The organism is Pseudomonas sp. GW456-E7, from assembly GCF_059424105.1.
The window spans coordinates 98,683-113,410 of the sequence record NZ_JBWKZB010000007.1; the positions used below are offsets into that span (position 1 = coordinate 98,683).

Here is a 14,728-nt window from a genome sequence, read left to right on the forward strand (position 1 = left end):
CCCCGGTCGTTAACTTTTTGCTGGAAGGCTCAACCTACGCGGTAGTTTGGCGCTTCCTTGGTGATCTGCACGTCGTGAACGTGGGACTCGGCCATGCCGGCGCCGGTGATCCGCACGAACTCGGGCTTGGTGCGCATCTCTTCGATGTTGGCGCTACCGGTGTAGCCCATCGAGGAGCGCAGGCCGCCCATCAACTGGTGGATGATCGCGCTCAGGGTGCCCTTGTACGGAACACGCCCTTCGATGCCTTCCGGAACCAGCTTCTCGGCGCCTGCCGAGGAGTCCTGGAAGTAACGGTCGGAGGAACCCTGGGCCTGGGACATGGCGCCCAGCGAACCCATGCCGCGATAAGCCTTGTACGAACGGCCCTGGAACAGTTCGATCTCGCCCGGCGCTTCTTCGGTACCGGCGAACATCGAGCCCATCATCACGCAGGAAGCACCGGCCACGATGGCCTTGGACAGGTCACCGGAGAAACGGATGCCGCCGTCGGCGATCAACGGCACGCCAGTGCCTTCGAGGGCAGCGGCGACGTTGGCGATGGCACTGATTTGCGGTACGCCGACACCGGCGACGATACGGGTGGTGCAGATCGAGCCTGGGCCGATACCGACCTTGACTGCGTCAGCGCCAGCTTCGGCCAGGGCCTTGGCGGCAGCGCCGGTGGCGATGTTGCCGCCGATGACCTGCACTTCAGGGAAGTTCTGCTTGACCCAGCGAACGCGGTCGATCACGCCTTTGGAGTGACCGTGAGCGGTGTCGACCACCACCACGTCAACGCCGGCGGCGACCAGGGCGGCAACGCGGTCACCGGTGTCTTTACCGGTACCGACTGCAGCACCGACGCGCAGACGACCTTGATCGTCCTTGCTGGCCAGCGGGTAAGCCTTGGCTTTTTCGATGTCGTTGACGGTCATCATGCCCTTGAGGGCGAATTTTTCGTCGACGATCAGCACGCGTTCGATGCGGTGCTTGTGCAGCAGTTCACGCACATCGTTCTTGTCGGCGCCTTCCTTGACCGTGACCAGACGCTCTTTAGGCGTCATCACTTCACGGACAGTGGCTTCCAGACGGTTCTCGAAACGCACGTCACGGGAGGTGACAATGCCGACCAGGTCGCCATTGTGCAGCACCGGAACGCCGGAGATGTTGTGCATGCGGGTCAGTTCGAACAGCTCGCGCACGGTAGCGTCGGCGACGATGGTGATCGGGTCCTTGACCACACCGGCTTCGTAACGCTTGACCTTGCGCACTTCGGCAGCTTGCTGCTCGATGGTCATGTTCTTGTGGATGATGCCGATACCACCTTCCTGAGCCATGGCAATTGCCAGACGGGCTTCAGTGACGGTGTCCATGGCAGCGGAGACCAGTGGAATATTCAGCTCGATGCCACGGGTAAGGCGGGTCTTGAGACTGACTTCGTTAGGAAGCACCTCGGAATAACCGGGCACTAGGAGAATGTCGTCGAATGTCAGAGCTTCTTGGCTGATACGCAGCATCGCGGGGGCTCCCGAGCGGGAAAATGGAAGCGCGCCATTATAGTCAGACACCCCCTCGGGTTCAATGTAAAACTCTGACTATTATTGGCATTACTGACATACGGGGATTAATGCCCGAATCCAAGGGATTCACCACGTTCCTGTAGGAGCTGCCGAAGGCTGCGATCTTTTGATCTTGATCTTGAAAAATCAAAGTCAAAAGATCGCAGCCTTCAGCAGCTCCTACCGTCAGAGTTCGACTTTGACCCAACTGACTGGCTGATCGAGCCAATCGGCGAATTCGTCGAGAAAGCTCTGTTTGAACCCGGCTTCGGCCCAGTTGTTGAAGATGAACCCGAGGTTGGAGAAGCCGCATTCCTGCAGGAACAGGAAGCCGTTGATGTCGTCTTCATGCCCGCATTCCGGGCAGGTGAAGTTATCGGTGCGCCCCGGCATCCAGTCTTCCAGGCTTTCGAACAGGGCTTCACCGACTTCCTTGCGACATTCGGCGCAGCCGGCTTCTTCAAGGAAACCCTTGGCTGGCGTATAGATGCAGCGCTTGGTAATGATCTCCAGGCCATTGACCGGCTCGCCGAACGGCAGGGCTTCGGGGTGCAGGACCACTGCACGGGCACCGTCGGCGATGGCATGGGCCATGCGATTGCCGGTGCGGCCGCAGGTGGTCAGCTCTTCCTGGATGATGTTCTTGCGCACCAGCCAGCGCACAACGGCCCGGGCCCGGGGCTCGTGCACCGGCAGGGTGGAGATTTTCGGGACGATGATGCTTTGGGAATTCATGGGGTACAGGCCTGGAGCATTGATAAATGACCTGTAGGAGCGAGCCTGCTCGCGATGGTCGTTAACGATAACGCGGGGAGTCTGGTTCCCCGCGGTGTTCTTGAGTCCATCGCGAGCAGGCTCGCTCCTACAGGTAATGCAATGGTGCGATGCCTATAGAAGGTATAGGCCCGCCATAGCTGTTTTTACAGCTCTACGACAACCGCTTGCGAAGCACGGGTCGCCTTGGCGCGGGCGGCTTCGATCGACTCGTCACGCGCCAGGGCCACGCCCATGCGGCGCTGGCCGTTGACTTCAGGCTTGCCGAACAGGCGCAACGCGGTATCCGGCTCGCTCAAGGCAGCGCCCAGGTTGGCGAAAGCGGTCTGGGTCGACTGCCCTTCCACCAGGATCACCGCCGAGGCCGATGGCCCGAACTGACGGATCAACGGGATCGGCAGGCCGAGAATGGCCCGTGCATGCAGGGCGAACTGCGACAGGTCCTGGGAAATCAGGGTCACCAGACCGGTGTCGTGCGGGCGCGGCGAGACTTCGCTGAACCACACCTGGTCACCCTTGATAAACAACTCGACGCCGAACAGACCACGGCCACCCAGGGCTTCGGTCACAGCTTTGGCGACGCGTTCGGATTCAGCCAGGGCAACCGGGCTCATGGCCTGCGGCTGCCAGGATTCCTGGTAGTCGCCCTTCTCCTGACGGTGACCGACCGGCGCGCAGAAGGTGGTGCCGCCCACGTGGCGCACGGTCAACAGGGTGATTTCGTAGTCGAAATCGATGAAGCCTTCGATGATCACCCGACCTTTACCGGCACGGCCACCTTCCTGGGCGTAGTCCCAGGCTTTCTGCACGTCATCGACGCTGCGCAGCAGGCTCTGGCCCTTGCCCGAGGAACTCATGACCGGCTTGACCACGCATGGGAAACCGAGGTCTTCAACGGCTTTGCTGTAGTCCTCGAAGGTGTCGGCGAAGTGGTACGGCGAGGTCGGCAGGTCCAGCTCTTCAGCGGCCAGGCGACGGATGCCTTCGCGGTTCATGGTCAGTTGCGCGGCGCGGGCGGTCGGGATCACGGTGAAACCTTCAGACTCCAGCTCCACCAGGGTCGCGGTGGCGATCGCTTCGATTTCCGGGACGATGAAATGCGGCTTCTCGGCTTCGATCACGGCACGCAGGGCAGCGCCATCGAGCATGTTGATCACGTGGCTGCGGTGCGCCACCTGCATGGCCGGCGCATTGGCGTAGCGATCCACGGCAATCACTTCAACGCCCAGGCGTTGCAGCTCGATCACCACTTCCTTGCCCAACTCGCCACAGCCACACATCAATACGCGGGTCGCGGTGGGCGACAATGGAGTTCCGATACGGGTCATCTGAAGGTCCTCAAGAAGCGGATCATCGAGGGAAGCACGCTTCCCATGGGGAGAAAGCGCGGCATTTTACATGAACTTCAGCTGACGACAGCCTGTTTGCGCAGGCGCCAGGCCATGATCAGCCACACGGCGGTGACCCCGGCGAATTTCGAACCCAGGGCGGTGAGGATCACCCCCGGCGTCAGGGCGTCGATCATGCCGAAAAAGATAAAGGTGTCGAGGGGAATGCTCAGGGCCGAACTTATCCACAGGCGATCATGCAGCGGGCGCTTGGTGATGCTGAACACCAGCCAGTCGATGCACTCGGAAACCGCAAACGCCGTGGCGCTGGCCAGGGCGATGGACGGATCGGAGGTGACGTAGGACAACACCAGCGCCACCAGCATCGCCACGAGGGCGCCATGCCCGAAACGGGTTTGCACCATGTCGCGCAGGATAAACACCAGCCCGCCCCAGGCCGACCAGATGATGTCCAGGTGGGGGGCAGTGGAGAAGGCGAAGTTGATCAGCACGACGCTGCTGATGTAGGTGATCAGGAAGAGCATGGGAGTACCTGTCAATTTGGCGCACAGGTTACTTCGCCAAACGCAAAATCAAAAGATCGCAGCCTGCGGCAGCTCCTACATGGAATGCGATCCTCTGTAGGAGCTGCCGCAGGCTGCGATCTCTTGATCTTCAATTATCGGCCAGGCGTTTTGCCGATCATCCAGACTAGCCCACTGGCCTTGGCCCGTTCATGACACAACCCCAGCACCTTGCGCCGTTCGTCGTTGGTCATGCGGCTCCAGCGGGTGATTTCCTCAACCGTACGCTGGCAACCGGTGCAGATATCATCGTCATCCAGCGCACAAATACTCACGCAGGGCGATGCCACCGGGCGTTCGGGCGTGCTCATTCTTCCTGCTCGACCAGATCGCGGGCATAACGCTGCGAGTTGTGCACATAGTGGGCTGCGCTGGCTTCCAGCATCTTGATTTGCGGTTCGGTCAATTCGCGCACCACTTTGCCGGGCGAACCCATGACCAGCGACCCGTCCGGAATCTCCTTGCCTTCGCCGATCAGCGAATTGGCGCCAATGATGCAGTTCTTGCCGATCTTCGCGCCATTGAGAATCACCGCGTTGATGCCGATCAGGCTGTTGTCGCCGACGGTGCAGCCGTGGAGCATGGCGTTATGGCCGATGGTCACGCCGGTGCCGATGGTCAGCGGATAGCCCATGTCGGTGTGCATCACGGTGCCGTCCTGGACGTTGCTGTTCTTGCCGATCAGGATCAACTCGTTGTCGCCGCGCAGCACGGCGTTGAACCAGACGTTGGCGCCCTCTTCCAGCTTGACCTTGCCCACCAGCACGGCATTGGGGGCGACCCAGCTCTGTGGATGGGTTTCGACACGGGCGTCGCCCAGGCGGTATTTCATTGTTGTTTTCCTCTGGGCTCGGGCAGTGCCATTCGAACGATGGCTTCAGGTATTGATAAAGCTTTTGGGAGGTTGATGCAGGCTGATTTTGGCGTCATACAGCAGGTTGATCAACTCGACGATCATGATCGCCGTCAGCCCCCAGATCTTGTATTCGCCAAAGCGATAGCTCGGCACGTACCAGCTGCGGCCCTGATAGTCGATGCGATGGGTATGTTCGCGGGGGTCTTTGCGGAAGAACTCCAGGGGCACGCTGAACACCGCGGCGATCTCGGCATCGTTGGCCCGGTATTCGACAAAATCCGGGATCACCCCGACATAGGGCGTGACCATGATGCCATGCAGGCTGATCAGCGGGCTGAGCGGGCCGATCACCTCGACCAGCCCCGGCGGCAGGCCGATTTCTTCCTCGGCTTCACGCAGGGCAGTGAAAATCAGGTCGGGGTCTTCGGGGTCGCGGCGACCGCCGGGGAAGGCGACTTCGCCGCCATGGGTCGACAGGCCGCTGGCACGCAGGGTCAACACCAGCTCGGGCTCGTCACTGCGGGTGATGGGCACCAGCACTGCGGCCTCGGGAAAACGACGATCGGTCTCCAGCGTGCGTGGAGTGTGGTGACTAACCCGATGCAGTAGCTCGTCCAGCATGAGTGTTCTCGATTTGTGCCTTACCCGGCATCATGCACCAATCGCTGCGGTCGCCCAACCCCCGCAACCGCCCCATGTCGCGAAACGACAACTTGCCGACCGGCACCGCCGCACGCCAAGATAGGCGCAGCATTCAGGAACCCCAGCATGAAATTTTGCAGCCAGTGCGGTAACCCGGTGACCCAGCGCATTCCCGAGGGCGATTCACGCCTGCGTTTTGTCTGCGACAGCTGTCAGGCCATCCACTACCAGAACCCCAACATCGTCGCCGGCTGCGTGGCGACCTGGGGCAGCAAGGTGTTGCTGTGCCGGCGGGCCATCGAGCCGCGCCGCGGCTACTGGACCCTGCCCGCCGGTTTCATGGAGAACGGCGAGACCATCGAGCAGGCCGCCATTCGCGAAACCGCCGAGGAAGCCTGCGCCCGGGTGCGCAACCTGAGCATCTATACCCTGATCGATGTGCCACACATCAGCCAGGTGCATGTGTTCTTCCGTGCCGAGCTTGCGGACCTGGATTTTTCTGCCGGCCCCGAGAGCCTGGAAGTGCAATTATTCGACGAAGCGGACATTCCTTGGGATGAGCTGGCTTTCCGCACGGTGGGCCGTACCTTAGAATGCTTCTTCGCTGACCGGCGGACCGAGGTCTATCCCGTACGGTCTGAATCGATCCCGCCGTTGGTGCAGCCTGCCATTACCTGAATTCAGATTCGGCATCTTTACAGGCGCCAAAAGATCGCAGCCTTCGGCAGCTCCTACAAAAACATCTATAAATAAATAGTCGCGACACCTCCTGGGGAATCGTTTCAATGCGCTGGTTGCTTGCCCTGTTCTGTTTGTCGTTCGTCGCGGTGTCCCAGGCTTCTGCCCTGGAACCCCTGGACGGCAAGGTCATCGAGAAAATCCTGGTTCTCAAGTCGTCCCATCAATTGCAATTGATCAATGACGGCAAGCCGCTCAAGACCTATCGCATTTCCCTGGGCAAGCGTCCCAAGGGGCCGAAACTGATGGAAGGCGACAAACGCACCCCGGAAGGCCTCTACTGGGTCGACTGGCGCAAGGTCAGTGATAAATTCAACCTGGCGATGCACATTTCCTACCCGAACATCAGTGACTCGGCCCGCGCCCGTCGTGAAGGCGTCGAGCCCGGCGGCATGATCATGATCCACGGCACCCCGGACACCGAGGACACTCCGGAAGACCTGTTCCACACCCTGGACTGGACCGACGGCTGCATCGCCATGCGCAACATGGACATGCGCGAAGTCTGGAACCTGGTGCCGGACGGCACGATGATCGAAATTCGTCCGTAATTCCCCACGACCATTGGTCGGCATCAAAAAATAAAATCGAAAGATCGCAGCCTGCGGCAGCTCCTACAGGGTGAATACCATTTCGCTCTGTAGGAGCTGCCGCAGGCTGCGATCTTTGTCGTTTTAAAGCCCACCGCTAATACCACTTCAAACCACCCTACCTCCAGCCGGCCACAATCAGCCAATTCTTGTAAAACACCCGCGTTGACATGGTATGCAAGTGGTATTAGTTTCGCCTCACAACCGGGCGACAACAATCCTATATCCGCATCGGACAATGCCTACATGAACGACCTACAGGCCCTGCGCCCCGACGACACCCAACCCACGCCGTTGTACCTGCAACTGGCACGCAATCTGGAAGCGGCGATCCATGCCGGCCAGTGGAAAGCCGAACAGGCCATGCCGTCGGAGCGCCATCTGAGCGAGACCCTGGGGATCTCCCGCGTCACCGCCCGCAAGGCGCTGGAAGTATTGTTCGAACAAGGCCTGATCCGCCGTAACCAGGGCTCCGGCACCTTCATCACGCCGCGCCTGGAACAACCGCTATCGCGACTGTCCGGTTTCAGTGAAATGCTCCGCCTCAAGGGTTTCGTGCCCGGTTCGCAATGGCTGGAGCGGGAAATCACCCTGCCGACCCACGAAGAACTGATCCGCCTCGGCCTGTCGCCCAACGACAAGGTCGCGCGGCTCAAACGCCTGCGCAAGGCCGACGACACCGTGATGGCCATCGAGATGAGCACCCTGCCCGCCTCGATCATTCCCAAGCCGCAATCGGTGGGTGATTCCCTCTACGAATTCCTCGACGGCATCGGCAAGCCGGTGGTGCGCGCCTTGCAGCACATCCAGGCGATCAACGCCTCGGACGAGTTCGCCGCGCTGGTCGGCATCGCCCCCGGCACCGCGATGCTGCTGATGACCCGGGTCGGCTACCTGGAAGACAACACGCCCATCGAAGTCACCGACACCTATTGCCGCAACGACTACTACGACTTTGTGGCAGAGCTGCGTCGCTGACAAACAGCCGGTCGCTAAAAACCGAGATCCCGACATGTCCGAAGACAACATCCTCACCGCCCACGGCTGGGTTCGCGGCCGACTGGTCCACGCCCACGGCAAGGTCGTGTCCATCGAAGGCGTCCCCTGCGATCCGGCGGACAACGACCTGCCTTATCTGCTGCCGGGTTTCATCGACCTGCACGTTCACGGCGGTGGCGGCAAAGACATCATGGAAGGCACGCCCGCCTTCGAAACCATCACCCGCACCCACTTGCGCTTCGGCACCACGTCGTTGCTGGCGACCACCATGACGGCGCCGAGCGAAGAGATCACCAGCGTGCTCAAAGCCGTCGGCGAATTCTGTGAGCAGCGGCCACAAGGCTGCGCCCGGGTGCTCGGCGTACACCTCGAAGGCCCCTACATCAACCCCGGCAAGCTCGGCGCACAACCCAACTTCGCCCACACCGCGTTGCTGGCCGAGGTCGAAGCGTACCTGGCACTGGCGCCGATCCGGGTGATCACCATTGCCCCGGAAATCGCCGGTCACGATGCCTTGATCCGCGACCTCAGCCGCCGCGGCATCCGCATGCAGATCGGCCACACCCTGGGCAGTTACGAGGAAGGCGTCGCGGCGCTGGAGGCCGGTGCCAGCAGCTTCACCCACCTCTACAACGCCATGAGCCCGCTGCATCACCGCGAGCCGGGGATCGTCGGCGCTGCACTGGCCCACGCCAAATACGCCGAACTGATCCCGGACTTGCTGCACGTGCACCCTGGCGCCATCCGCGTCGCCCTGCGCTCGATCCCGTGCCTGTACTGCGTCACCGACTCGACCGCCGCCGCCGGCATGCCCGACGGCGAGTACAAACTCGGCAGCCACACCGTGACCAAGTGCCTGGGCGGCGTGCGCCTGCCCGACGGCACCCTGGCCGGCAGCACCCTGACCATGGATCAGGCCCTGCGCAACCTGGTGAAAATCGGCCTGCCCATCGCCGAAGCCTCGCAGCGCCTGTCGCAATTCCCCGCCGACTACCTCGGCCTCACCGAGCGCGGACGCCTGCAACCGGGGGCCTGGGCCGACTGCGTGCGGCTGGATCGCTCACTGAAACTGACCGCCGTCATGGTCGAAGGAGAAGACATTGACTTCAAAAATGCTTGAAGAGGCGCTGTCCTCGTTCGAGGCCGTGCAAGCCCAATTGCAAAAACTCGACCCGCAGATGATCGAGATCGCCGGACGCCTGCGTCGTCAGCCGCCGCAAGTGGCCATGACCGTGGCGCGCGGCAGCTCCGACCACGCCGCCAGTTACTTCGCCTACCTGACCATGCAGCTGTTGGGCATCCCGGTGGCGTCGTTGCCGATGTCGGTGGTGACCATGCAGCAGGCGCCGCTGAAGGTCAGCGGTCAGGTGGCATTCGCCTTCTCGCAATCGGGGCAAAGCCCGGACCTGGTCAACAGCCTGCGCCTGTTGCGCAAGCGCGGCGCCTTGAGCATTTCGCTGGTCAATGCCGAGGACTCGCCGCTGGAAGCCGCCTGTGAATTCAGCCTGCCGCTGTGTGCCGGCACGGAAAGCAGCGTCGCCGCGACCAAGAGTTTCATCGCCACCCTGAGCGCCAGCGCGCGGTTGATCGGGCACTGGAAGGACGACGCCGAACTGCTCGAGGCTGGTTTGGCCTTGCCCGACGGCCTGCGCAACGCCGCGCAGCAGGACTGGAGCCCGGCCATCGAGGCCTTGCGCGATTGCCAGCGGCTGATGGTGATCGGTCGGGGCGCCGGTTTCGCCATCGCCCAGGAAGCGGCACTCAAATTCAAAGAGACCTCGGCGATCCAGGCCGAAGCCTTCAGCAGTGCCGAAGTCCGTCACGGTCCGATGGCCCTGATCGGTGACAACTACCCGCTGCTGGTGTTTGCCCCACGGGGTGCCGAGCAGGCCGGTCTGTTGAGCCTGGCCGCCGACATGCGCCAGCGCGGCGCCCGTGTCCTGCTGGCCGCGCCGGATGACGTGCTCGAACGCGACCTGACGCTGACCCGCGCCGAACACCCGGCCCTCGACCCGATTCTGGCGATCCAGAGTTTCTACGTGATGGCCGCCGGCCTGGCCGTGGCTCGTGGCATGGACCCGGACCAGCCGCGGCACTTGAGCAAAGTCACCCGCACCCATTGAATCATTGTCCCCTGTAGGAGCGAGCTTGCTCGCGATGGACGTCAACGATGACGCGTGTTTCCTGAATGAACGCGCTGTTCTCAGGTTCTTCGCGAGCAAGCTCGCTCCTACAGGTGGCGAGCTGATCTGAACTTTTTATGAGACCGAGCCATGCATAACAACAATAAAGAGCTGACTTTAAGCGCCCCGCTCAGCGGCCCGGTGCTCACGCTCGCCAAAGTCCCGGACCCGGTGTTTGCCAGCGGCGCCATGGGCGACGGCATCGCCATCGATCCGCTCAACGACACGCTCCATGCCCCCTGCGCGGGGGTGGTGGTACATGTCGCGCGCACCGGTCACGCGGTGACCTTGCGTGCCGACAATGGCGCGGAATTGCTCCTGCACCTGGGCCTCGACACGGTCGAGCTGCAGGGCCAGGGCTTCTCGATGCTGGTCAAGGAAGGCGCCCGCGTCGCCAATGGCCAACCCCTGCTGCGCTACGACCTGGACAAAGTCGCGCAGCAGTGCAAAAGCCTGGTCAGCCTGCTGATCCTCACCAACAGCCAGGACTTTCAGGCGCGGCCCATCACCCTCAAATCGGTGAAAGTCGGTGAGCCGCTGCTGCACATCATTCGTCGACAGTCATCGACCGCAGAGGTCGATGTCGAATTTGCCGGCGCAGAGATTGTCGGTCACGTGCGCATTGCTCACCGTGGCGGGCTGCACGCGCGGCCGGCGGCGTTGATCCGTCAGACCGCACAAGGTTTCAAAAGCAAATCGCAGCTGCACTTCGCCGGCAAGTCGGCCACCTGCGACAGCCTGATCGGCCTGATGGGGCTGGCCATCGGCGAGCAGGCAGAAGTCCAGGTCAGTTGCCAGGGCCCGGATGCCGAAGCCGCATTGCAAGCCTTGCTCACCGCGTTATCCACAGCCCTGGCCGAAGACAGTCACGCCGCCGCGCCACCGACGATCGCCCAACGCAATCGCCCCGTCGAAGCCGGTGTCTTGCACGGCGTGTGCGCGGCACCAGGCCTGGTCGGCGGGCCGCTGTTTCGCCTGAATGCGATCAGCCTGCCAGTGGACGCCGGCCAGCATGATCCGCAACAGCAACGCCAGGTTCTGGACGCGGCACTGGGCCAGGTGCGCAGCGAAATCGACCACACCCTGGCCCAGGCAAAAAAACACAAGGACAGCGCTGAAGAGGCTATTTTCGCCGCGCACCTGGCGCTGCTCGAAGATCCGGCCTTGCTCGACGCTGCCCGTCAATCCGTCGACCAGGGCACGGCCGCGACCCACGCCTGGAGCCAGGCCATCGACACGCAATGCGAAGTGCTCCAGCAAACCGGCAGCACATTACTCGCCGAACGTGCCAACGACCTGCGCGACATCAAGCAACGGGTGCTGCGCGTATTGCTCGGCGATACCTGGCATTACGACGTGCCGGCCGGCGCCATCGTTGCGGCCCATGAACTGACGCCCTCCGACTTGTTGCAACTGAGCCAGCAAGGCGTCGCCGGGCTGTGCATGGCCGAGGGCGGTGCGACCTCCCACGTGGCGATTCTGGCCCGGGGCAAAGGCCTGCCGTGCATGGTCGCACTGGGCTCGACGCTGCTCGATCAGCAACAGGGGCAACCGGTGGTGCTGGACGCCGACGGCGGCCGCCTCGAACTGACACCCGGCACACAGCGCCTGGCCGACGTGCGCAAGCTGCAACAGCAACAGCAACAACGCCGCGCCGAACAACAGGCCCAGGCGCACACACCGGCGCTGACCACCGATGGCCTGCGCATCGAAGTCGCCGCCAACGTGGCGTCCAGCACGGAAGCGGCAGACGCATTGGCCAATGGCGCCGACGGCGTCGGCTTGCTGCGCACCGAATTTCTCTTCGTCGACCGCCAGACGGCCCCGGACGAACAGGAACAACACCAGGCCTATCAAGCGGTGCTCGATGCCATGGGCGACAAGTCGGTGATCATCCGCACCATCGACGTCGGTGGCGACAAGCAACTCGATTACCTGCCACTGCCCGCCGAGGCCAACCCGGTGCTCGGCCTGCGCGGCATTCGCCTGGCCCAGGTCCGCCCGGAACTGCTCGACCAGCAACTGCGCGCGCTGCTGCACCTGCGCCCGCTATCACGCTGCCGGATCCTGCTGCCGATGATCACTGAGGTCGATGAACTGCTGCACATCCGCCAGCGCCTCGACGCCTTGTGCACCGAACTGGGTCTGGCGCAGCGCCCGGAGCTGGGGGTGATGATTGAAGTGCCGGCCGCCGCGCTGCTGGCCGAGCAACTGGCGGAGCACGCGGATTTCCTGTCCATCGGCACCAATGACCTGTCGCAATACACCCTGGCCATGGACCGCGACCACGCCGGCCTTGCCGCGCGCGTCGATGCGTTGCACCCGGCCCTGCTGCGGTTGATCGCCCAAACCTGCGCCGGTGCGGCGCAGCACAAGCGTTGGGTCGGTGTCTGCGGTGCACTGGCGTCCGATCCGCTGGCCACGCCGGTGTTGATCGGCCTGGGGGTCAGTGAGTTGTCGGTGAGCCCGGTACAGATCGGTGAAATCAAGGACCGCGTACGTCATCTCGACGCCAGCGAATGCCGGCGCATCAGCCTGGGCCTGCTCAAGCTGAGCAGCGCCAGCGCCGTGCGTCATGCCTGTCACCAGCACTGGCCTCTGAGCTAGCTCTTTACAAAAGAAGAACAAAAATCCAGGGAGATCCGCCATGTACCAACTTTTCATTGAAGGCCTGCAACGCCTCGGCCGCGCGCTGATGCTGCCGATCGCGATCCTGCCGATTGCCGGCCTGCTGCTGCGCCTGGGTGACACCGACCTGCTGAACATCGCGATCATCCATGACGCCGGCCAGGTGATCTTTGCCAACCTGGCGATGATCTTCGCCATCGGCATCGCGGTCGGTTTCGCCAAGGACAACAACGGTACGGCGGGACTTGCAGGGGTGATCGGTTACCTGGTGATGATCGCCACCCTCAAGGTGCTCGACCCGAGCATCAACATGGGCATGCTCGCCGGGATCGTCAGCGGCCTGATGGCCGGCGCGCTGTACAACCGCTTCAAGGACATCAAGCTGCCGGAATACCTGGCCTTCTTCGGTGGCCGACGGTTCGTGCCGATTGTCACCGGGTTCGCCGCCGTGGGCCTGGGCGTGGTGTTCGGCTATATCTGGCCGCCGATCCAGCACGGCATCAACAGCTTCGGCACGCTGATGATGGAGAGTGGCAGCATTGGTGCGCTCGTCTTCGGCGTGTTCAACCGCTTGCTGATCGTCACCGGCCTGCACCATATCCTCAATAACATGGCGTGGTTCGTGTTCGGCAATTTCACCGACCCCAGCACCGGTGCGCTGGTCACCGGCGACCTGTCGCGCTACTTCGCCGGCGACCCGAAAGGCGGCCAGTTCATGACCGGCATGTTCCCGGTGATGATCTTCGGCCTGCCCGCCGCGTGCCTGGCGATGTACCGCAACGCCCTGCCGGAACGGCGCAAGGTGATGGGCGGGATTTTCCTGTCGATGGCCCTGACCGCGTTCCTGACCGGTGTGACCGAGCCGATCGAATTCGCCTTCATGTTCCTCGCGCCGCTGCTGTTTCTGCTGCATGCGTTGCTGACCGGTCTGTCGATGGCCATCACCAATGCGCTGAACATTCACCTGGGCTTCACGTTCTCCGGTGGCTTCATCGACATGGTGCTGGGCTGGGGCAAGTCCACCAACGGTTGGCTGGTGATCCCGGTGGGCCTGGCGTATGCCGTGATCTATTACGTGGTGTTCGATTACTGCATCCGGCGTTTCGACCTGAAGACCCCGGGCCGCGAAACCAGCGTTGCCGCCCCGCAAGTGGCGGTGGCCGACAATGAACGCGCCGGGGCTTACATCAAGGCCTTGGGTGGCGCGGAAAACCTGATCACCGTCGGTGCCTGCACCACGCGGTTGCGCCTGGACATGGTGGATCGCAACAAGGCCTCGGATACCGATCTGAAGGCGCTCGGCGCCATGGCCGTGGTGCGTCCGGGCAAGGGCGGGAGTTTGCAGGTAGTGGTCGGGCCGATGGCCGATGCGATTGCCGATGAAATTCGCCTGGCGATGCCGGCGCTGGGGCGTGCCATGGTGTCGTCGCCGGCAGCAGAAATCGACGCGCCTCCACCTGCCGCCGTGGCAACACCCGAGGCGCAGCAATGGCTCAATGCGCTGGGGGGTGGCGACAATGTGCTGCAACTCGACTGCATCGCCATGACGCGCATCCGCCTGCAACTGGCCAATGGCAAGGCGTTGTCGGAGTGTGATTTGAAAGCGCTGGGGTGCCAGGGTGTGAGTCAGCTGGAAGGCGGAGTCTGGCATCTGTTGGTTGGCGACAAGGCACCGAGTTTGAGTGATGCGCTGGAAGCGCTGGTCAATCGCAGTGAGGTCAGTGCCAAGGTTTAGATCCTCGGTGCCTTATAGGCCTCATCGCGAGCAAGCTCGCTCCCACATTGGATCGGCAAACACTGGACCATTGTGGGAGCGAGCTTGCTCGCGATGAGGCCATCACTAACACCACAAAAACCCGGTCAAC

14 protein-coding genes are annotated in these 14,728 nt (G+C 62.5%); 7 read left to right on the top strand and 7 right to left on the bottom strand.

Annotated elements, in window-relative coordinates; genetic code table 11:
* Positions 1 to 29: 29 nt before the first annotated feature.
* From guaB to AC07YV_RS07300, 7 genes are all read right to left on the bottom strand, one after another.
* Complete coding sequence (gene guaB, locus AC07YV_RS07270; protein WP_095964851.1) at positions 30 to 1,499, bottom strand: IMP dehydrogenase; 1,470 nt, start codon at positions 1,497 to 1,499, stop codon at positions 30 to 32.
* Between the two features lie 228 nt (positions 1,500 to 1,727).
* Positions 1,728 to 2,276, bottom strand: coding sequence for a hypothetical protein (locus AC07YV_RS07275; protein WP_007973932.1), 549 nt, complete (start codon positions 2,274 to 2,276; stop codon positions 1,728 to 1,730).
* A 185-nt stretch (positions 2,277 to 2,461) separates the two neighbouring features.
* On the bottom strand, positions 2,462 to 3,643 hold the full coding sequence (gene purT, locus AC07YV_RS07280) for a formate-dependent phosphoribosylglycinamide formyltransferase (RefSeq protein ID WP_102699095.1): 1,182 nt from the start codon (positions 3,641 to 3,643) through the stop codon (positions 2,462 to 2,464).
* A 77-nt stretch (positions 3,644 to 3,720) separates the two neighbouring features.
* Entirely contained in the window at positions 3,721 to 4,188 is a 468-nt protein-coding gene (locus tag AC07YV_RS07285) for a VUT family protein (RefSeq protein WP_102699096.1), read from the bottom strand.
* A gap of 134 nt (positions 4,189 to 4,322) precedes the next feature.
* Positions 4,323 to 4,538: a DUF1289 domain-containing protein gene (locus AC07YV_RS07290; protein ID WP_102699097.1), complete on the bottom strand. Its 216-nt coding sequence runs from the start codon at positions 4,536 to 4,538 to the stop codon at positions 4,323 to 4,325.
* Positions 4,535 to 5,059, bottom strand: a complete 525-nt coding sequence (locus AC07YV_RS07295; protein ID WP_102699098.1) for a gamma carbonic anhydrase family protein — start codon at positions 5,057 to 5,059, stop codon at positions 4,535 to 4,537. Before AC07YV_RS07295 ends, AC07YV_RS07290 begins: the two co-directional genes overlap by 4 nt.
* Positions 5,060 to 5,104: 45 nt before the next feature.
* A complete protein-coding gene (locus AC07YV_RS07300; protein ID WP_102699099.1) occupies positions 5,105 to 5,704 on the bottom strand; it encodes a CoA pyrophosphatase in 600 nt (199 codons plus the stop codon).
* 147 nt (positions 5,705 to 5,851) lie between these two features.
* Here AC07YV_RS07300 and AC07YV_RS07305 point away from each other — a divergent pair, with 147 nt between their 5' ends.
* From AC07YV_RS07305 to nagE, 7 genes are all read left to right on the top strand, one after another.
* Positions 5,852 to 6,403 (top strand): NUDIX hydrolase, encoded by a 552-nt coding sequence (locus AC07YV_RS07305; RefSeq protein WP_102699100.1) that lies wholly within the window; start codon positions 5,852 to 5,854, stop codon positions 6,401 to 6,403.
* A gap of 107 nt (positions 6,404 to 6,510) precedes the next feature.
* Entirely contained in the window at positions 6,511 to 7,014 is a 504-nt protein-coding gene (locus AC07YV_RS07310) for a L,D-transpeptidase family protein (RefSeq protein WP_007973946.1), read from the top strand.
* Between the two features lie 285 nt (positions 7,015 to 7,299).
* Positions 7,300 to 8,031 carry a GntR family transcriptional regulator gene (locus AC07YV_RS07315; protein ID WP_007973947.1) on the top strand — a complete coding sequence of 244 codons (732 nt, stop codon included), beginning with the start codon at positions 7,300 to 7,302 and terminating at the stop codon, positions 8,029 to 8,031.
* Between the two features lie 34 nt (positions 8,032 to 8,065).
* On the top strand, positions 8,066 to 9,172 hold the full coding sequence (gene nagA, locus AC07YV_RS07320; RefSeq protein ID WP_102699101.1) for an N-acetylglucosamine-6-phosphate deacetylase: 1,107 nt from the start codon (positions 8,066 to 8,068) through the stop codon (positions 9,170 to 9,172).
* Positions 9,153 to 10,175, top strand: a complete 1,023-nt coding sequence (locus tag AC07YV_RS07325) for an SIS domain-containing protein (RefSeq protein ID WP_007973949.1) — start codon at positions 9,153 to 9,155, stop codon at positions 10,173 to 10,175. The genes nagA and AC07YV_RS07325 overlap by 20 nt, the downstream gene beginning before the upstream one ends.
* A 150-nt stretch (positions 10,176 to 10,325) precedes the next feature.
* A complete protein-coding gene (gene ptsP / locus AC07YV_RS07330; RefSeq protein ID WP_102699102.1) occupies positions 10,326 to 12,842 on the top strand; it encodes a phosphoenolpyruvate--protein phosphotransferase in 2,517 nt (838 codons plus the stop codon).
* Positions 12,843 to 12,882: 40 nt separating this feature from the next.
* Positions 12,883 to 14,598, top strand: coding sequence for an N-acetylglucosamine-specific PTS transporter subunit IIBC (gene nagE, locus AC07YV_RS07335; RefSeq protein ID WP_102699103.1), 1,716 nt, complete (start codon positions 12,883 to 12,885; stop codon positions 14,596 to 14,598).
* The last annotated feature ends 130 nt before the right edge of the window (positions 14,599 to 14,728 follow it).